The 18,360-nt window shown below is 72.6% G+C and carries 15 protein-coding genes and 1 pseudogene; 8 read left to right on the forward strand and 8 right to left on the reverse strand.

Translation table 11 applies throughout. The features are described 5' to 3' along the window. Nucleotides 1-65: 65 nt before the first annotated feature. The gene (locus tag AB0412_RS06275) at nt 66-710 is read right to left on the reverse strand and encodes a peptide deformylase (RefSeq protein WP_366401305.1); all 645 of its coding nucleotides are present in this window, start codon (nt 708-710) and stop codon (nt 66-68) included. 141 nt (nt 711-851) lie between these two features. Here AB0412_RS06275 and AB0412_RS06280 point away from each other — a divergent pair, with 141 nt between their 5' ends. Beyond that, nucleotides 852-2,252, forward strand: coding sequence for a PepSY domain-containing protein (locus AB0412_RS06280; RefSeq protein WP_366401306.1), 1,401 nt, complete (start codon nt 852-854; stop codon nt 2,250-2,252). Between the two features lie 120 nt (nt 2,253-2,372). Here AB0412_RS06280 and AB0412_RS06285 read toward each other — a convergent pair whose 3' ends face one another. Next, on the reverse strand, nt 2,373-2,720 hold the full coding sequence (locus AB0412_RS06285; RefSeq protein WP_366401307.1) for a tetratricopeptide repeat protein: 348 nt from the start codon (nt 2,718-2,720) through the stop codon (nt 2,373-2,375). Nucleotides 2,721-2,874: 154 nt separating this feature from the next. Between AB0412_RS06285 and AB0412_RS06290 the strand changes: the two genes are divergently transcribed. Together AB0412_RS06290 and AB0412_RS06295 are read left to right on the forward strand one after the other, a co-directional pair. After that, nucleotides 2,875-3,840, forward strand: coding sequence for a pirin family protein (locus tag AB0412_RS06290; RefSeq protein ID WP_366401308.1), 966 nt, complete (start codon nt 2,875-2,877; stop codon nt 3,838-3,840). Nucleotides 3,841-3,970: 130 nt separating this feature from the next. Further along, entirely contained in the window at nt 3,971-5,245 is a 1,275-nt protein-coding gene (locus AB0412_RS06295; protein WP_366401309.1) for a PP2C family protein-serine/threonine phosphatase, read from the forward strand. A gap of 8 nt (nt 5,246-5,253) precedes the next feature. Here the strand turns inward: AB0412_RS06295 and AB0412_RS06300 are convergent, their stop codons facing one another. Continuing rightward, complete coding sequence (locus AB0412_RS06300; RefSeq protein ID WP_366401310.1) at nt 5,254-6,027, reverse strand: sulfite exporter TauE/SafE family protein; 774 nt, start codon at nt 6,025-6,027, stop codon at nt 5,254-5,256. Between the two features lie 217 nt (nt 6,028-6,244). On the opposite strand from AB0412_RS06300, the pseudogene AB0412_RS06305 reads away from it, so the two are divergent. The 4 genes and pseudogenes from AB0412_RS06305 to AB0412_RS06320 form a co-directional block, all read left to right on the forward strand. After that, nucleotides 6,245-6,904, forward strand: a pseudogene (locus AB0412_RS06305) (helix-turn-helix transcriptional regulator); the annotation flags it as partial. Nucleotides 6,905-7,518: 614 nt separating this feature from the next. Beyond that, nucleotides 7,519-8,496: a pyridoxal-phosphate dependent enzyme gene (locus tag AB0412_RS06310; RefSeq protein WP_366401311.1), complete on the forward strand. Its 978-nt coding sequence runs from the start codon at nt 7,519-7,521 to the stop codon at nt 8,494-8,496. A gap of 107 nt (nt 8,497-8,603) precedes the next feature. After that, complete coding sequence (locus AB0412_RS06315) at nt 8,604-8,963, forward strand: cupin domain-containing protein (RefSeq protein ID WP_366401312.1); 360 nt, start codon at nt 8,604-8,606, stop codon at nt 8,961-8,963. A gap of 104 nt (nt 8,964-9,067) precedes the next feature. Beyond that, nucleotides 9,068-9,913, forward strand: a complete 846-nt coding sequence (locus tag AB0412_RS06320) for a methyltransferase domain-containing protein (RefSeq protein WP_366401313.1) — start codon at nt 9,068-9,070, stop codon at nt 9,911-9,913. A gap of 5 nt (nt 9,914-9,918) precedes the next feature. Here the strand turns inward: AB0412_RS06320 and AB0412_RS06325 are convergent, their stop codons facing one another. Together AB0412_RS06325 and AB0412_RS06330 are read right to left on the reverse strand one after the other, a co-directional pair. Beyond that, nucleotides 9,919-11,277: a VWA domain-containing protein gene (locus AB0412_RS06325; protein ID WP_366401314.1), complete on the reverse strand. Its 1,359-nt coding sequence runs from the start codon at nt 11,275-11,277 to the stop codon at nt 9,919-9,921. Next, the gene (locus tag AB0412_RS06330) at nt 11,274-12,131 is read right to left on the reverse strand and encodes a MoxR family ATPase (RefSeq protein ID WP_366401315.1); all 858 of its coding nucleotides are present in this window, start codon (nt 12,129-12,131) and stop codon (nt 11,274-11,276) included. Before AB0412_RS06330 ends, AB0412_RS06325 begins: the two co-directional genes overlap by 4 nt. 263 nt (nt 12,132-12,394) lie before the next feature. Here AB0412_RS06330 and AB0412_RS06335 point away from each other — a divergent pair, with 263 nt between their 5' ends. After that, nucleotides 12,395-15,421, forward strand: a complete 3,027-nt coding sequence (locus AB0412_RS06335; RefSeq protein WP_366401505.1) for a family 78 glycoside hydrolase catalytic domain — start codon at nt 12,395-12,397, stop codon at nt 15,419-15,421. Here AB0412_RS06335 and AB0412_RS06340 read toward each other — a convergent pair. From AB0412_RS06340 to AB0412_RS06350, 3 genes are read right to left on the reverse strand one after another with little or no spacing between them, the layout of a single operon-like run. Beyond that, nucleotides 15,394-16,062, reverse strand: a complete 669-nt coding sequence (locus AB0412_RS06340; RefSeq protein WP_366401316.1) for an LUD domain-containing protein — start codon at nt 16,060-16,062, stop codon at nt 15,394-15,396. The two genes, AB0412_RS06335 and AB0412_RS06340, sit on opposite strands and share 28 nt — an antisense overlap. Beyond that, complete coding sequence (locus tag AB0412_RS06345; protein WP_366401317.1) at nt 16,059-17,546, reverse strand: LutB/LldF family L-lactate oxidation iron-sulfur protein; 1,488 nt, start codon at nt 17,544-17,546, stop codon at nt 16,059-16,061. The genes AB0412_RS06340 and AB0412_RS06345 overlap by 4 nt, the downstream gene beginning before the upstream one ends. Then, entirely contained in the window at nt 17,543-18,298 is a 756-nt protein-coding gene (locus AB0412_RS06350; protein ID WP_366401318.1) for a (Fe-S)-binding protein, read from the reverse strand. Before AB0412_RS06350 ends, AB0412_RS06345 begins: the two co-directional genes overlap by 4 nt. Between the last annotated feature and the right edge of the window lie 62 nt (nt 18,299-18,360).

An 18,360-nucleotide genomic window follows, 5' to 3' on the forward strand; every position in this document is an offset into this window, starting at 1 on the left:
CCTCCGGCTGCGGCTTACGCTGTGGGCTGCGGACTGCGGCGGGCGTTACGGGCCGCGGGCCGGGACTACGGCAGCTCGAAGCCCAGCGCCCGGGCGGCCTGTTCCGGCGTCGGCTGTGACCAGCGTTCCGCCAGCGCGTGGTCGGACGACAGCGAGCGGAGCTCGGCGCGGTCGAGGTAGAGCACACCGTCGAGGTGGTCCGTCTCGTGCTGCACGATCCGCGCGGGCCAGCCGGAGAACACCTCGTCGAAGGGGCGGCCGTGCTCGTCCTGGCCGGTCAGCCGCACCGCGGCCGGCCGCGTGACCACCGCCTGGTACCCGGGAACGCTCAGGCAGCCCTCGTAGAACCCGGCACGCTCGGGGCCGGCCGGCTCGTACGAGGGGTTGACCAGCACCCGGAACGGCTGCGGTGTCCGCCCGCGTGCCCGGCGTACGTCCTCCGGGACCGGGGCGGCGTCCTCGATCACCGCGATGCGCAGCGGCACGCCGACCTGCGGCGCGGCCAGGCCCACGCCCGGCGCCGCGTGCATGGTGACGCGCAGCGCCTCGACGAAACGGGCCAGCAGGGCGGGCTCCAACTGCCCGTCGAACGGCTCGGTGCCGCGCCGCAGCACCGGGTCACCGGCCGCGACGACGGTCAACGGGCCGGGCACGGCGAGGAGTTCCTCCACTCGTTCGGCGAGCGGCAGGCGAGGTTCGGCATGTCCCATCGCGCCAGCATGACATGCGCGGACGGCACTCCCGCCGACCCGTGTGGCACAGGTCACACGCGTGGCGCGGGAACTCGACGCCCCCGCGCCCCGACTACTGCATCACCAAGGTCGGAAACACGCCACGGGAGAACCCCACCGATGACCACCGCTCCCTCGACCCCCACGGACGAGGCTCCCCAACCCGCCGCCACACCACCGACAAGGAGCAACTGGGCCACCCTGCGCCCGCTGATCCTGCGCCTGCACTTCTACGCGGGCATCGTGGTGGCACCCTTCCTCCTCGTCGCCGCCCTCACCGGCCTGCTGTACGCCGCCTCCTTCCAGGCCGAGAAGATCGTCTACGACCATGAGCTGACCGTCCCCGTCGGCGACCGCAAGCTGCCGGTGTCCGAGCAGGTGGCCGCCGCCCGCAAGGCCCACCCCGAGGGCACCGTCTCCGCCGTGCGCCCCTCACCCGAGGCGGACGCCACGACCAGGGTGATGCTGTCCGGCGTGCCGGGGGTGGAGCCCGACCACACCCTCGCCGTGTTCGTCGACCCGTACACGGCGAAGGTGCGCGGCGCCCTCGAGCAGTACGGATCCACCGGCGCGCTGCCCCTGCGCACCTGGATCGACGAGTTCCACCGCGACCTGCACCTCGGCGAGACCGGCCGTCTCTACAGCGAGTTCGCCGCCAGCTGGCTGTGGGTGATCGCGGGCGGCGGCGTCGTGCTGTGGCTCTCCCGGCGCCGGGCCCTGCGCAAGGTGCGCGGCACCAGCGGGCGGCGCCGCACCCTCGGCCTGCACGGCAGCGTCGGCCTCTGGGCCGCGGCCGGCTTCGTCTTCCTGTCGGCGACCGGACTGACCTGGTCCACCTACGCCGGCGCCAACATCGGGGAACTGCGCACCGCGCTCGGCCAGGAGACGCCGACGGTGTCGGCCGCCGCGGGCGGCGAGCACGGCGGTCACGAGGCCGCCGCGGGCGCCGCGGGCGACGCGGCCCACGGGGTCGGACTCGACAAGGTCCTCACGGCGGCGCGGGCGGAGGGTCTCGGCGACCCCGTGGAGATCGTGCCGCCCGCGGACGCGGAGTCCGCGTACGTCGTGAAGCAGGTGCAGCGCGGCTGGCCCACCAAGCAGGACTCGGTGGCCGTCGACCCGGCCTCCGGCGAGGTCACCGACGTGCTGCGGTTCGCCGACTACCCGGTGCTCGCCAAGCTCACCCGCTGGGGCATCGACCTGCACACCGGCAGCCTCTTCGGTCTGCCCAACCAGCTCGCGCTGATGCTGCTGGCCGCCGCCCTGATCCTGCTGATCCTGTGGGGCTACCGCATGTGGTGGCAGCGCGGCCGGGGCTCGGCGTTCGGCCGCCCCCTGCCGCGCGGCGCCTGGCAGCAGGTCCCGCCGTACATCCTGGTTCCCTCCCTCGCGGTGATCGCCGTCCTGGGCTACTTCGTCCCGCTGCTCGGCATACCGCTGGCCGCGTTCCTCGCCGTCGACATCGTGCTCGGGGAGATCGCCCACCGGAAGGGGCGGCGCAGCTACGCCGAGGCGGGGTGACAGAGCTGCCGGTGCCCGGCTCCACAGGGGGGAGCCGGGCGCCGGCCACGGGCGGGCGACGGGGGTGGACGCGTCTCCACGTCCACTCGTCGCCTACTTACGCACTTGTCTCCTTGTCGTCTACTCGTCGTCGAACCGACCCGCCAGCGCGGAGGCGATCCGCAGGTGTGACGCGGCCTCCTCGGGCCGCCCCTGCCGCTGGAGGGTGCGGCCGAGCATCAGCCGGGCGTAGTGCTCCACCGGGTCACGCTCCACGATGACCCGCAACTCCGCCTCCGCACGGCGCAGTTGAGCCGAGTGGTAGTAGGCGCGGGCCAGCAGCAGCCGCGGTCCGGTCTGCTCCGGCACCTCCTCCACCAGCCCGGTCAGGACACGCGCGGCGGCGGCGTAGTCCTTGGCGTCGAAGAACATCCCGGCGCGCTCCCAGCGCTCGGCCGGCGTTCCGTGGTCGTAGTACGTGGTGTCCACTCGTGACCTCCTCGAAGGCCGAGAACGAACCCAGATGGTTGAATATTCCACTACTGGTCTCGGTTCCCGGCGCCGACGCCGGTGTCCCTCCGATCGGGCCGACCGCGCGGCGACGGACTGACGCACCACGCCCCACGCGGCTAGGTTGTCCGGCATGAGCAATCTTGAGCGCGATGCGGTCCCCTCCGTGTGCGGCGGGCGGGGCTTCGTGGTGGCCGAACCGGTACGGGAACTCCTCAGCCCTCGGCACGTCAAGCTCGGCGAGTCCAGCGAGGTCCGGCGGCTGCTGCCCAACCTCGGCCGGCGCATGGTCGGCGCCTGGTGCTTCGTCGACCACTACGGCCCCGACGACATCGCCGACGAGCCCGGCATGCAGGTGCCCCCGCACCCTCACATGGGCCTGCAGACGGTGAGCTGGCTGCACGAGGGCGAGGTCCTGCACCGCGACTCCACCGGCAGCCTCCAACTGATCCGCCCGCGTGAGCTGGGCCTGATGACCTCGGGCCGGGCGATCAGCCACTCCGAGGAGAGCCCCCGCTCGCACGCCCGCTTCCTGCACGGCGCCCAGCTCTGGGTCGCCCTCCCCGACGGCCACCGCCACACCGACCCGCACTTCGAGCACCACACCGGGCTGCCGGTGGTCACGGCGCCGGGCGTCGAGGCCACGCTGATCCTCGGCAGCCTGGACGGCGCGACGTCCCCCGGCACGACCTACACCCCGATCGTCGGCGCCGACCTGGCCCTCTCCCGGGGCGCCGACGTCCGCCTCCCCCTGGAGCCGGACTTCGAGTACGCGGTGCTGTCCATGTCCGGCGAGGCCCACGTCGACGGCGTACCGGTCCTGCCCGGCTCCATGCTCTACCTCGGCTGCGGCCGCACCGAGCTCCCCCTGCGCGCCGAGTCGGACGCCGGCCTGATGCTGCTCGGCGGAGAGCCGTTCGAGGAGGAGCTCATCATGTTCTGGAACTGGATCGGCCGCACCCAGCAGGAGATCGAACAGGCCCGCCAGGACTGGATGACCGGCACCCGCTTCGGCGAGGTCAAGGGCTACGACGGCGACCCGCTGCCCGCCCCCGAGCTGCCGGCGACACCGCTGAAGCCACGCGGGAGGGTCCGCTGACCCGCGCTCCCGCCCGGGGAGGGTGACGGAGTGGCCGGGGCGGCGCCGGTCGCACGCACGTCCTGGTTCGGGCCCGGGAAACATTCGTGTCACCCATGGCCGTTGCCCTGTGCATAGGGTGGTGCGTGTGATGGGACGGTACGAGTCGCTTCCCGGACCGGCACCGGCGGGCTCGTCCGAGCCCGGCGGGGACCCCTCCCCGGACGTCGACGCACCGCCAGGGCTGAGCGCGTTGCGCGCGGCGGTGCGGATCGGCACCACGCTCGACGAGGACCTCACCTGGGCGGAGCTGAGCCGAGAGGTCGCCGGGCTCGTGGGAGGCGCGGCGGCCGTACTGAGCCTCGGCCGGGAAGGCGGCCCGCGGTACGAGGCGGTGGTCGGCAACTCCGCGGCGCTGCCCGCTCCCGGATGGACCGAGGCCGCGGTACGCGACGCCGCGGGCCGGGGTGACGACGGGTCCGTGCATCCCGTGTCCGGGAATCGCCGACGCGTACTCTGCGTACCCCTCGCCGCCGGTAACGGACACAGGTACGGCGTGCTGGTGAGCGGCCGGGAGGACACACCGTTCAGCCCGTCGGAGATCGAGGCCGTCACCCTGCTGACCGAGATCGCCGCTTCCCACCTGCGCCATGCCCGGGAGTACGACGCGGTGAGCGGCATGGTCGGCAGACTGCAGCGTGCTCTGCTGTCGGAGCCGGCTCGGCCGCACCCCAATCTGGACGTGGCCATCCGCTATCTCCCCGCCGGGCAGAACACCCTGATCGGCGGGGACTGGTGCGAGACGGTCCGGCTGCACTTCGGCCGCACGCTGCTCGTCGTCGGCGACGTGATGGGACACGGCCTGGAGGCCGCCGTCGACATGAACGCCTACCGCTCGTCCCTGCGGTACACCGCCTCCGCCGACCTGCCGCCGCACCGCATCCTCCGCCAGCTCGACGACCTGGCCTCCAGCGAGCCGGAGCGCAGACCCGCCACCTGCCTGATAGCCCAGATCGACCCCAATCGCGGCCAGGTGACGCTCGCCAGCGCCGGTCACCTGCCCCCGGCCGTGGTCGAGAGCCAGGGCCGCACCTCACTGCTGCACGTTCCGGTCGGCCCGCCCCTGGGAACCGGTCTGGGCGGCTACGAGCCGGCCACCTACCGGCTCGACCCCTCCCAGACGCTCCTGCTCTTCACCGACGGACTCGTCGAGCGCCGGGACGAGGACATAGACCAGTCGCTGCACCGACTCTCCCAGGTGGACCTCGGCGCCGCCACGGGCGTCGAGGACATCCTCGACAGGGTGCTCACCCGCCTCGACGCCCGCAACGCGGAGGACGACGTCGCGGTGCTGGCCGCCCGGCTGCACCAGCGCTCCTCCCAGGCGCACACCCCGGCCGGCCCGGCCGCCGGTGGCCGTGGCTGACGTCCGGATCAACGCAGCAGCAGCTGGACGATCGCGACCGTGCCGACGGCGACGATGAAGATCCGCAGGGCGAGGGGCGGCAGCCGGCGGCCGACCTTCGCGCCCAGCTGGCCGCCGATCGCGGAGCCGACGGCGATGAGGAGGACCGCGGTCCAGTCGAAGTCGGCGACGAACAGGAAAAACAGGGCCGCGATGGTGTTGACGACGGCGGCGAGGACGTTCTTCACGGCGTTGAGGCGCTGCAGGGTGTCGTTGAGCAGCATCCCCATCAGGGACAGGTAGATGATCCCCTGCGCCGCGGTGAAGTAGCCGCCGTAGACGCTGGCGAGCAGCAGGGCGCCGAACAGGACGGGGCCGCCGTCGGACCTGGCGGCCGTGCCCGTGCGCGTGCGGCGGCGCTGCACGGCCGCCGAGATGCGCGGCTGGAAGATCACGAGCACCAGGGCGAGCGCGACCAGGACGGGGACGATCGTCTCGAAGGCGGTCTCGGGGAGCATCAGCAGCAGCACGGCGCCCGCGAGTCCCCCGACGGCGGCGGCCACGCCGAGCCTCATCACCAGCCGGCGCTGCCCCTTCAGTTCCTCCCGGTAGCCGATGGCACCGCTGACGGACCCGGGGATCAGCCCCAGGGCGTTGGACACCGTGGCGGTCACCGGAGGCAGCCCGGTGGCGAGCAGCACCGGGAACGTGATCAGCGTTCCCGAGCCGACGATCGTGTTGATGGTGCCGGCGCCGATTCCGGCAGCGAAGACCGCCAGTGCCTCCCAGATGGACAACGCCATCTCCTTCGCGTCGCGTGGTACGCCTCCCCGCCCTGCAGGTCGAGGGGCTGCACCGATCATGCACGAGGGCCTTCCGTGGTCGGGTGCCGGGGTCCGGTCCGATCCGGTCCGGACGACCTCGACCGTTCGCCGTCCCGGACGTTCTGTACACACCATCCAGCCCTTGGACGTATAGTCCAGGAGGGAGGGGGCGGCGGGACTGCGGAGGGAGTACCCCATGGCGGCCGATGAGGCGCTCCGGGCCGAGCGGGACGCGATCCTCGGGGCACTGAGGCCGGTGGCCGACGGGATCGCGGCCACCTTCGGGCCCGTCTGCGAGGTGGTGCTGCACGACTACCGGCGCCCGGAGGCGTCCGTGGTCGCCGTGGCCGGGTCGGTCACCGGGCGGTCGGTCGGCGGGGCCATGAGCGAGATCGGGATGCGGATGCTCGCCCGCGGAGACGAGGCCGCCGACGAGCTGAACCAGCTCACCCGCACCCGCGCCGGGACACTCGTGAAGTCCTCCACGATGCTGCTGCGCGACTCCACGGGCGCGGTCTTCGGCGCGCTGTGCGTCAACGTCGACGTCACCGCCGTCGGCCAGGTGCACTCCCTGCTCGGCGAGCTCGCCGGTCTCGGCACCGGCCCGGCGGCCGACCCGCCGACGACGACCTTCGGCAACGACATCGGCTCCGTGGTGGACGCCGTCGTGGACGCCCATCAGCTGCGCCGGCACCGCGGCTGGGCGCAGCTCGACCGCGCCGAACGCCTGCGGCTGTTCCGCGACCTGGACGCCGGCGGTGTCTTCGCCGTACGGCGCTCGGTCGAGCAGGTCGCGGCCCGCCTCGGCATCTCCCGCGCCTCCGCCTACAGCTACCTCTCCCGGGCCCGAACCGAGACGGACACCGCTGCGGAGACGCCGACCGCGAGCAGGTCCGGGACCGAGACGGGTGTCGAGACCGAAGCCGGCCCCGAGGCAGAGACCGGAACCGGTGCCGAGACCGAGACCGAAACCGGTGCCGAGGCAGAGACCGAAACCGGCGCCGGTGTCAGGAGCGAGACCGAAGCAGGGACCGCGACCGGTGCTGCCGCAGCCGAGACCGGAGCCGAGGCAGAGGCCCGCGCCGAGGCCGAAGCCGGTGCCGAGGCAGAGCCCGGAGCCGGTGCCGAGGCAGAGACCGAAACGGGTGCCGAGGCAGAGACCGAAACCGGCGCCGGTGTCAGGAGCGAGACCGAAGCAGGGACCGCGACCGGTGCTGCCGCAGCCGAGACCGGAACCGAGGCCGAGACCCACGCCGGGGCCGAGGCAGAGACCGGAGCCGGTGCCGAGGCAGAGCCCGATACGGAGACCGGAGCCGGTGCCGAGGCAGAGCCCGATACCGAGACCGAAACCGGCACCGAGGCAGAGCGCCATATCGAGATCGAGACCCGTGCCGAGGCAGAAACCGGTGTCGAGGTCGACGCCGGAGCCGGCGCCCGGACGACCCACCCCATCTCACCCGGAGGCCCCGCATGACGACCACCCGTCCGCCGGTCACCCTCGACGACGTCCGTGCCGCCGCCGAGCGTCTGAGGGGTGTCGCCCACCGCACCCCGGTGCTGCGCTCCCGCACCCTGGACGCGCTCGTCGGCGCCGAGATCCATCTCAAGTGCGAGAACTTCCAGCGGGTCGGCGCCTTCAAGTTCCGCGGCGCCTACCACGCCGCCTCCCGGCTCACCCCCGCGCAGCTGTCCCGCGGCATCGCCGCCTACTCGTCCGGCAACCACGCCCAGGCGGTCGCGCTGGCCGCCCGGGAGCTCGGCACCACCGCCGTCATCGTCATGCCGGAGGACGCCCCGCCGTCGAAGCGGGCGGCCACCGAGGGCTACGGCGCCGAGATCGTCACCTACGACCGCTACAGCGGCGACCGCGTGGCCGTCGCCGAGGCCCTCGCCGCCGAACGGGGCCTGACCCTGATCCCGCCCTACGAGCACCCGCACGTCATCGCCGGCCAGGGCACGGCGGCCCTCGAACTGCTCGAAGAAACAGGCGAGCTGGACGCGCTGCTCGCCCCGGTCGGCGGTGGGGGACTGATCGCCGGAAGCGCCACCGCCGTCAAGGGACTGCATCCCGCGACCCGGGTGATCGGTGTCGAGCCGGAGGCCGGCGACGACACCAAGCGGTCGCTGGAGGCCGGACACCGCGTGAGCATCCCCGTCCCACGCACCATCGCCGACGGACAGGCCCTGCACACCCCGGGCGAACTGACCTTCTCCGTCAACCGGCGGCTGCTGGACGGGATCGTCCTGGTCGGCGACGACGAGATCCGCGACGCCATGAGGTTCGCCTTCGAACGCCTGAAGATCGTCCTCGAGCCGAGCGGCGCCACCCCCCTCGCCGCGCTGCTCACCGGCCGCGCGGGCCCGCTCCGCGGCCGGGTCGGGGTGATCCTCTCCGGCGGGAACGTCGACGCCGCACGCTTCGCGAGCCTCTGCGGCCCCGGCGACTGACGTACGCCCGGCGGGCCCGTCACCCGAATGGCGCCCCCGAGTGGCCGGACGGACGATGGAGTGGCGGGCCCGGCCCCGCACCGGGCGCGGTCGGAAGGGAGAAGGCCATGCTGGAGGTCAAGACGCTGGACAAGCCGGACGAGCGGCGCGACTTCCCGAGGGGACACCTCGAAGCGGTCCACATGACGGGGCTGGACTTCGCGGTGGCCACGTTCGAGCCGGGATGGCGCTGGTCGGAGTCCGTCGCGCCGATCGCGGGCACGGACAGCTGCGAGATCCACCACAACGGCTACGTCGTCCAGGGCCGTCTGCGCATCCGTATGAACGACGGTTCCGAGGGCGAGGTCGGCCCCGGTGACGTCTTCGTCTGCCCGCCCGGCCACGACGCGTGGGTCGTCGGCGACGAGCAGGTGGTGGTGTACGACTTCGCGGGCGCGATGGCCCAGGAGTACGCGAAGAAGGACTAGCGCGAGGCCCGGAACACGAGGTCGGAAGAGGAAGAACCGGGACGACGGACGCGGGGCAGGCCCGCCGGCGCCGAGGCCGTGCCGTGAACCACTGAGGAGCGCACATGGCGAACGTGAGCGACACGGCCGGGGCCGACCGTGCCCTGAAGGACAAGCACCGCGCGATGTGGGCCCAGGGCGACTATCCGTCCGTGGCCGCCGAGATCATTCCCGGCCTCGGGGAGGCCCTGGTCCGGGCGGCCGGGGTGAGCCCGGGGGACCGCGTGCTGGACGTGGCGGCGGGCACGGGGAACGCCGCGATCCCCGCGGCCCTGGCCGGCGCGGAGGTGGTGGCCTCCGACCTGACGCCCGAACTGCTCGAGACCGGGCGGCGACTGGCCCGGGAGCGGGGCGCGGAACTGCAGTGGCGGGAGGCCGACGCCGAGGCGCTGCCCTTCGACGACGCCGCCTTCGACGTCGTCCTGTCCTGCGTCGGCGTCATGTTCGCCCCGCACCACCAGAAGGCCGCCGACGAACTGCTCCGGGTCTGCCGGCCGGGCGGCACCCTCGCGGTGCTGAGCTGGACCCCCGACGGCTTCCTCGGCCGGATGCTGGCGACCATGAAGCCCTACGCGCCACCACCGCCGCCGGGCGCGCAGCCGCCTCCGCTGTGGGGCGACGAGAACCATGTGCGCGCGCTGTTCGGTGACCGGATCACCGACGTCACGGCGGAGCGCCGCACGGTCACGGTCGACCGCTTCGCCTCACCCGAGGAGTTCCGGGACTACTTCAAGCAGCGCTACGGCCCGACGATCAGCGTCTACAAGGCGATCGGCGAGGACGCCGAGCGCGTGGCCGCGCTGGACCGGGAACTGGCGGACCTGGCCCGCCGCCACGACCGGGGATCCGGCGAGGGACGCGTCGTCATGGAGTGGGAGTACCTGCTGTTCACCGCCCGCCGGGCGGGCTGACGGCCTCACACCGGGAGCAGCCGCCCGACCAGCGTGCTCAACTGGCGGACGTTGCGGCACTCGTGCATCTCGACCAGGTCGGCGTACTCCGGTGCCGCCGAGTCGCCGGTGCCCCACTGTGAGCGCGGCTCGGGGTTGAGCCAGTACACGCGCCGTGCGCGACCGGCCAGTTCGCGCACGGCCGGCAGGTTCGGGTCGCCCATGTTGTTGCGGGCGTCGCCGAGCACGAACACGGTGGTGCGCGGGCCCACGGCATCGGCGTACCGCTCGGTGAACTCGCCCAGCGCTACGCCGTAGTCGCTGCTGCCGTGCCAGCCGGTGAGTGTCGCCTCGGCGCGGATGCGGGCGCCGAGACCCTCCGGGTCGGCGGCGCCCTGCACCAGCAGCCCCGTCACCTCGTCGACGCGGTTGACGAAGGCGAACACCCGCACCTTGCTGAACTGGTCGTGCAGCGCCTGCACCAGCAGCATCGTGAAGTCCGAGAACCCCGACACCGATCCGGACACATCGCACAGCAGCACCAGTTCCGGCCGGGCGGGCCGGCGCCGGCGCAGCACCGGACGCATCGGCACGCCGCCCGTGGACAGCGATCCGCGCAGCGTGCGCCGCAGGTCGATGCTGCCGCGTGCGGCCCTGCGGCGGCGGGCGGCCAGCCGGGTCGCGAGCTTCCGTGCCAACGGCTGCACGGTCCTGCGCAGTTCGGCCAGCCGGTCCTTCCCCGCGAACAGGAAGTCCACGCGGTCGGCCGTCGGCGCCACCGCGCGCCGGGCGATCTCGTCCCGGCCCCGGCGCTCGGCCACCCGGCGCCGGGCCTCCGCGGCGACCATCCGCCGGAACTCCTCGATGCGCCGCCGGATCTCGTCCTCCAGCAGCCGGTCGCCGAACCCGGTGGCCCCGTCCCGCGCCCGCACCTGGTCCCGCACCCGTGTGAGCAGCGTCTGCGGACGCAGCCGGTCGAGGGTCTGGTGCGACGACCAGCCGTCCGAGGCCGGTGAACCGCCGTAGCCGCCGAAGCCGTCGACGGCCTCCACCGCGAGGCGGCCCATCAGCGCGGCGTCGTTGTCGGCGAGGGCCGCTGCCAGGCGGTCGCGCAGCTCGTCCCGGTCCGCGGCCTCGCCGTCCGGCGCGCCGACCCGGCGCGGGAAGTACAGGTCGAACACCGCGTCGAAGACGGGCCGCCCGCCGGTCGTGTGCAGCAGCGTCGCCGCCAGCCCCTCCCGCAGCAGTGCCCGGTCGGCGAGCCCGAGCGCCTCCGCCGCCCGCGCAGCGTCGACCGTCTCGCCGGTGCCGATGTGCAGGCCGTGCGCGCGCAGGGCGTCCACGAGGCCCGTCAGCCGCGCCGCGAGGTCCTCGGCGGTGTTCACACCGCGTCCAGGTCGAGCTTGGCCCCCGCCTTCAGGACGTCGTCCTGGTGCTTGAGGATCACGCCCAGGGTGTCGTGCACGACCGTCTCGTCGAGGGTGCCCGCGCCGAGGGCCAGCAGGGTGCGGGCCCAGTCGACGGTCTCGGCGACGGACGGCACCTTGCGCAGGTCCATCGCCCGCAGCGCGCCGATCACCCGGACGACGGACTCGGCGAGCGCGGCGTCGATCCCCGGCACCTTCAGCCGTACGATCCGCCGCTCCAGCTCTGCGTCGGGGAAACCGATGTGCAGGAACAGGCAGCGCCGGCGCAGCGCCTCGGACAGCTCGCGGGTGGCGTTCGAGGTGAGGACGACGAAGGGGCGGCGGGTCGCCGTCACCGTGCCCAGCTCGGGCACGGTCACCTGGAAGTCGCTGAGCACCTCCAGGAGCAGGCCCTCGACCTCGATGTCCGCCTTGTCCATCTCGTCGATCAGCAGGACCTTCGGGTCGTCGCCGCGGATCGCGGTCAGCAGCGGACGGGGCAGCAGGAACTCCTCGCTGAAGATGTCCGTGCGCGTCTCGTCCCAGCTCTCGTCCCGGCCGGCGCTGATGCGCAGCAGCTGCTTGGCGTGGTTCCACTCGTACAGGGCCCGGGACTCGTCGACGCCCTCGTAGCACTGGAGCCGCACCAGGCGCGCCCCGGCGACCTGGGCGACGGCCTTGGCGAGCTCGGTCTTGCCGACCCCGGCGGGCCCCTCCACGAGCAGCGGCTTGCCGAGCCGGTCGGCGAGGAACACGGTCGTGGCGACCGCGGGGGAGGCCAGGTAGCCGGTCTCGGCGAGGCGCGCGGAGACGTCGTCGACGGAAGTGAACATGACGCTATCTAAGCGCTTGCTCACCGTCTTTATCAACAGGTCTGGTTTTGAAATGTTTCAATGACCGTTTCAAAAGCTGTCGAAATTCTTTCGCTCGATCCATGGACACCAGTCACAAGTCTCACTACCTTCACCGGCGATCGCACTGAATCGATACAACTCCGACGGCCGAAAGGAATGACGGCGTGAAGGACGGAGAGCACGAGAAGCGCACCCTGATCCGCCGCAGAACGGTTCTGGCCACCACACTCGGGGCACTGCCCGTGATCACGGCGTACCAGGCCGGCCGCGCGACCCCGGCCGCCGCGGCCGGCGGTGACGGCACCTCGGTGACCGGACTGACCGTCGAACACCGCGTGAACCCCCTCGGCACCGACACCGCCCGGCCCCGCTTCGGCTGGCGCACCGACTCCGCGGCCCGTGGCCGCCGCCAGAGCGCGTACCGCATCCTGGTGGCCACCGCACCGAGCCGGCTCACCCCCGGCCGCGCGGACGTCTGGGACAGCGGACGCGTCACCTCGCCCGACTCCGTCGCGGTGCCCTACGACGGCCCGAAGCTGCGTGCGGCCACCCGCTACCACTGGACGGTGACGGTCTGGGACGAGCACGGCCGCGCCCGGCCGGCCCGCGATGCCGCCCACTTCGAGACCGGACTGCTCAGCGCCGACGGCGTCACGCACTGGGACGGCGCCCGCTGGATCGGCATGGCCGGCAAGATGCCGAACAGCGCCGGCGCCCCGTACCTGCGCCGCCAGGAGCCCCTGCGCCGCGGCCGGGTGCGCGAGGCGCGGCTGTACGTCTCGGCCCTCGGCGTGTACGACGCCTACATCAACGGCCGCCGTGTCACGGTGCCGCACGACGGGCAGCCCACGGCCGAGCTGCTCACCCCGGGCTGGACCAACTACGACGCCCGGATCAGCTACCTGACCTATGACGTCACCGAGTTCGTGACGGCCGCCCGGGCGCACGTCACCCTGGGCGCGGTGCTGGGCAACGGCTGGTACAACTGCCGTGTCTCCGAGGGGAGTACGTACTACTCCAAGGACGGCAACCCGCTCGCCCTCAAGGCCAAGCTGCTGATCCGCTACACCGACGGCTCCACCCAGACCGTCGTCACCGCGCCGGACGCCGGCTGGAAGGCCACCGACACCGGCCCCCACCGCGCCGACGACCTCTACGACGGAGAGACCTACGACGCCCGCAAGGAGCTCACCGGCTGGTCGGCGAACGGCTACGACACCTCCGGCTGGGCCGACGTCACCGAACACGACCTCACCGCCCGCTTCCCGGACGTGAAACTGGTCGCCTACCCGGGAGACAGCGCCCGCATCGTGCCGGCCTGGGACCTGCGCCCCCGCTCCGTCACCGTCCACACGGGCGTCACCGGCGAGGCGGGCAGCCCCAACGGCATGGGGCGCGTCGTCACCGACGCCGGCCGCACCGTCACCGACCCCGACCGCGCCGCCACCGCGAAGGTGACCCTGCGCCCCGGCGAGACCGCCGTGATCGACCTCGGCCAGAACATGGTCGGCGTCCCCCGCTACAGTCTGCGCGGCCCCGCCGGTGCCGAAGTGACCTTCCGCTTCGGCGAGATGCTCAACGACGACAGCGCCGGCGCCGACGGCCCCGCGGGCTCCGTCTACCGGGCCAACCTGCGCTCCGCCAGGGCGACCAGCACGTACATCCTCAAGGGCGACCCGAACGGCGAGACCCACCAGGACTCCCTGACCTTCTACGGCTTCCGCTACGCCTCCGTCACCACCACCCGGGAGGTCACCCTCACCGGCTTCACCGGACGGGTCGCCACCTCCGCCCTCCGCGACATCGGCACCGTCACGACCGACGACGCCAAGGTCAACCAGCTCATCAGCAACGTCCGCTGGGGCCAGCGCGGCAACTACCTGTGGGTGCCCACCGACTGCCCCCAGCGCGACGAACGCCTCGGCTGGACCGGCGACACCCAGGTCTTCTGCGCCACCGGCCTGTACAACACCGACGCGACCGGGTTCCTGAGCCACTTCCAGGAGAACCTGATCGACTCGCAGCGCATCTACGGGCTCGACGGCGCCCAGTTCACGGCGGTGTCACCGGGCAACCGCTACAACGCCGCCGCCCCGGTGAGCGGCTGGGCCGACTGCGGCGTGGTCGTCCCCTGGACGCTGTGGCAGATGACCGGCGACCGGACCGTCGTGGACCGCAGCTGGGACGCCATGACCCGCTACATCGACTGGATCCGCCGCAGGAGCGCCGACGGCCACACCGGCCAGGGCGCCCTGTTCGCCGACTGGCTGGCCCCGCAGAGCACCGGGACCCAGCTCATGAGTGACGTCTACTACGGCTACAGCGTGCGCCTGATGGCCCACATGGCGCGAGCGACCGGCCGGACGGCCGAGGCGGAGACGTACGACAAGCTCTTCGCCGGCATCAGGCGGACGTTCATGAGCACCTACCTGAAGACCGACGACGGCACGGTCACCGTCCGCTCCAGCCTCGGCGGCAAGCCGATCAACGGCCCCGACCCCGAGGACGACAGCCAGACCGCCCTGCTGTGGGTGCTCAAGCTCGGCCTGTACGACACCGAGGCCCAGCGCCGCCGGCTCGTCGAACTGCTGGCGCAGAACATCGGCAACGACGCCGCCTACAAGGAGGCCCACCCCGACAGCACCCGCGTCCAGTACGCCGAGAACACCCTGTCCGTCGGCTTCCTCGGCGTGAACGTCCTCGCCCCCGTCCTCACCGACGAGGGCCGCGCCGACCTCGCCTACCAGCTGCTCCACCAGAACGCCATGCCGTCCTGGCTGTACTCCGTCGACAACGGCGCCACCACGATCTGGGAGCGCTGGAACTCGTACTCGAAGGAGGACGGCTTCGGACCGGTCGAGATGAACTCGTTCAACCACTACTCCTACGGAGCAGTCATGGAGTGGATGTACGAGTCCATGGCCGGCATCGCCCGCGACCCCGGCCACCCGGGCTTCCGGCACTTCTTCCTGCGCCCGCACGTCGACCCGACCGGAAGGATCAAGCACGTCACCGGCTCCCACCTGTCGCCGTACGGCGAGATCCGCAGCGAGTGGATCCGGCGCGGCCGGACCCTCACCTACCGCGCGCAGGTGCCGGCCAACACCACCGCGACCCTGCGCATCCCGGCCGCCGAGCCCTCCGCCGTCCGCGCGGGCCGGACCCCGCTGGACCGGGTCGACCAGGTGAAGCACCTGGGCTTCGCGGACGGCACCGCCTCGTACAAGCTGCCCTCGGGACGCTACGAACTGACCGTGTCCCTCGGCTGACCGTCCACCAGCACCACCTCCAGGGTGCGCGGACCGTGCACCCCCTCGACCCGGTCCAGCTCGATGTCGCTGGTCGCCGAAGGACCGGAGATCCACGTCAACGGGCGGACCGGGTCGAGGCGTTCGAGCGCCTGCGGGACGGAGGAGACGACCTGCTCCGGCACCCGCACCACACAGATGTGGTGGTCGGGCACCAGGGTGATGCGGCGGCGGCCCTGGTCGGGGGAGCCGTCCAGCACGATGGTGCCGGTCTCGGCGACGGCGACCGCGCAGGCGGTCACCACACTGTCCACCCGGTCCAGTTCGTGCGCGGTGCTCTCCGCCCGGTCCGCCACCCGCCTCACGTCCGTCTCCGCCAGCCAGCCCTCGTCCAGCCCCGGCGGGACCACCACCGACGACGCGCCGCGGGCCCGCAGCAGCCCGGCGATCGTCCCCGCCAGCCCGTCGGCTCCGGTGCGGTGCACGATCGCGCGGTAGTCGGCGAGGTTCGCGGCGAGGAGCTCGACGGTCTCCTCGGCGGTCCGTTCACCGTGCTCACGCAGATAGTCACGGGCGACCGCCTGCTCGTACGGGGTGTCGTCCGCGGGTACGTCGGCGAGGGCGCGCCGCACCCGGCCCAGGATCCGTTCCCTGCTGCTCACTTCGCCTCGTCCTTTCCGCCACGCGTGCGCTGCCACCAGTCGCGGAACGGTTCCGCCGGCACCGGCGGCAGATCCCGCGAACCGCTCCACGCCCTGCCCGGCCCCGGCAGGGTGCGCGGATGCAGTCGGCGGGTGCGGGAGGCGAGGCGCTGGCCGGTGCGCAGCGCCCCGGGGCGCGTGAACGCCCAGCGGGCGGCGCGCATCGCGGCCCGCTCGGCGGCATGCCCCTTGGCGGGCCGCAGCACCACCTTGTTGCCCTCACGCGTCACCGGCCCGCCCTCCACGACCCGCTCCCGCAGGTGCACCAGCACCTCGGGGATGTCGATGGCCACCGGGCACACCTCGTAGCAGGCCCCGCACAGGCTCGACGCGTACGGCAGTGACGCGTCGATCTCGCTCGCGGTGCCCCGGAGCTGCGGGCTGAGGATGGCGCCGATCGGGCCGGGGTAGACCGAGCCGTAGGCGTGTCCGCCGGCCCGCTCGTACACCGGGCAGACGTTCAGGCAGGCCGAGCAGCGGATGCAGCGCAGGGCCTGCCGGCCGACCTCGTCGGCGAGGGTGTCGGTGCGGCCGTTGTCGAGCAGCACCAGATGGAAGGTCCGCGGGCCGTCGGCCGTCCCGGAGTCGGTCGTGCCGGTCCACGTCGACGTGTACGGGTTCATGCGCTCGGCCGTCGAGGAGCGGGGCAGGGTCTGCAGGAACACCTCCAGGTCCCGCCACGTCGGCACGATCTTCTCGATGCCGACGACCGAGATCAGCGTTTCGGGCAGGGTCAGGCACATCCGCCCGTTGCCCTCGGACTCCACGACCACCAGCGTGCCGGTCTCGGCGACCATGAAATTGGCCCCGGAGATCCCGACCTTGGCGCGCAGGAACTTCTCCCGCAGATGCAGCCGGGCCGCCTCGGCGAGCTCGGCGGGGGAGTCGGTGAGTCCGTCGGGGGCGGGGCGGCCCCACTCGCTCATCTCGCGGGCGAAGATGTCCCGGATCTCACCGCGGTTGCGGTGGATCGCCGGGACCAGGATGTGCGAGGGGCGGTCCTTGCCCAACTGCACGATCAGCTCGGCGAGATCGGTCTCGTAGGCGCGGATGCCCTCCGCCTCCAGGGCCTCGTTCAGCCCGATCTCCTGCGTGGCCATCGACTTGACCTTGACGACCTCCGACTCGCCCGTCTCCTTGACGAGCCGGGCCACGATCCGGTTGGCCTCCTCGGCGTCCGCCGCCCAGTGCACGATGCCGCCCGCGGCCGTGACCGACTCCTCCAACTGCACCAGATACCGGTCCAGATGGCGCAGCGTATGGTCCTTGATCCGCTTCCCGGCCTCCCGCAGCTGTGCCCAGTCGGCGACCTCCGCGACCGCCTTCTCCCGCTTGCCGCGGATCGTGTGCGTGGCGTGCCGCAGATTGCCGCGCAGGGTGGCGTCGCGCACGGCCTGGTGCGCGGCCTCCGGAAACGCCGGCATCCCGACGAACGTCCCACTCATACGGCCGGCTCCTCCTCCGTGCTCGCCAGGATCTCCGCGATGTGCACCGGCCGCATCCCGGTCCTGAGTCTGCTCATCGTGCCCCCGAGGTGCATCAGACAGGAGTTGTCCGCCGCGCACAGCACCTCCGCGCCGGTCGACTCCGCGTTGCGCACCTTGTCGGCGCCCATCGCGGCGGAGACGTCGGAGTTCTTCACCGCGAACGTGCCGCCGAAGCCGCAGCACTCCTGCGCCCCCGGCAGCTCGATCAGCTCCAGCCCCTTGACCGCCTCCAGCAGCCGCCGGGGCCGGTCGCCGAGACCGAGACCGCGCAGCCCGTGACAGGTCGGGTGGTAGGTCACCGTGTGCGGGTAGTACGCCCCGACGTCCGTCACGCCCAGCACGTCCACCAGGAACTCGGTCAGCTCGTACGTCTTCGGCACGACGGGCGCCAGGGTCGTGGCCAGGGTGTCGCCGCGCCCCTCCGACCGCGCCCGCTCACCCATCCGCGGATACAGCTCCCGCACCATCGCCCCGCACGAGCCGGACGGCGTCACGATCGCCTCGTACGCGCCGAAGACCTCGGAGAACCGCACGGCCATCGGCTCCGCCTCGTGCCGGTACCCCGTGTTGTAGTGCGCCTGCCCGCAGCAGGTCTGGGCCATCGGGAAGTCGACCTCCACGCCCAGCCTGGTCAGCAGCCTCACCACGGCGCGCCCGGTGTCCGGATACAGCGTGTCGTTGACACAGGTCAGGAACAGGGCGACACGCATCGCGGCTCCTAGGTGATCGATCATCGGGTCAAAGCAGGGTAGTGCGCGGTCCCGCGCCCGGG

Origin of the sequence: Streptomyces sp. NPDC052012, assembly GCF_040689265.1 — a bacterium.
Classification (GTDB): Bacteria; Actinomycetota; Actinomycetes; order Streptomycetales; family Streptomycetaceae; genus Streptomyces.

What these genes read in the sequence shown, in the direction of transcription:
- AB0412_RS06320 (WP_366401313.1), top strand. Translation starts at nt 9,068, where the DNA reads ATGGCGAACGTGAGCGACACGGCCGGGGCCGACCGTGCCCTGAAGGAC.
- AB0412_RS06275 (WP_366401305.1), bottom strand. Translation starts at nt 710, where the DNA reads ATGGGACATGCCGAACCTCGCCTGCCGCTCGCCGAACGAGTGGAGGAA.
- AB0412_RS06345 (WP_366401317.1), bottom strand. Translation starts at nt 17,546, where the DNA reads ATGAGTGGGACGTTCGTCGGGATGCCGGCGTTTCCGGAGGCCGCGCAC.
- AB0412_RS06315 (WP_366401312.1), top strand. Translation starts at nt 8,604, where the DNA reads ATGCTGGAGGTCAAGACGCTGGACAAGCCGGACGAGCGGCGCGACTTC.
- AB0412_RS06300 (WP_366401310.1), bottom strand. Translation starts at nt 6,027, where the DNA reads ATGGCGTTGTCCATCTGGGAGGCACTGGCGGTCTTCGCTGCCGGAATC.
- AB0412_RS06280 (WP_366401306.1), top strand. Translation starts at nt 852, where the DNA reads ATGACCACCGCTCCCTCGACCCCCACGGACGAGGCTCCCCAACCCGCC.
- AB0412_RS06330 (WP_366401315.1), bottom strand. Translation starts at nt 12,131, where the DNA reads ATGTTCACTTCCGTCGACGACGTCTCCGCGCGCCTCGCCGAGACCGGC.
- AB0412_RS06295 (WP_366401309.1), top strand. Translation starts at nt 3,971, where the DNA reads ATGGGACGGTACGAGTCGCTTCCCGGACCGGCACCGGCGGGCTCGTCC.
- AB0412_RS06290 (WP_366401308.1), top strand. Translation starts at nt 2,875, where the DNA reads ATGAGCAATCTTGAGCGCGATGCGGTCCCCTCCGTGTGCGGCGGGCGG.
- AB0412_RS06310 (WP_366401311.1), top strand. Translation starts at nt 7,519, where the DNA reads ATGACGACCACCCGTCCGCCGGTCACCCTCGACGACGTCCGTGCCGCC.
- AB0412_RS06350 (WP_366401318.1), bottom strand. Translation starts at nt 18,298, where the DNA reads ATGCGTGTCGCCCTGTTCCTGACCTGTGTCAACGACACGCTGTATCCG.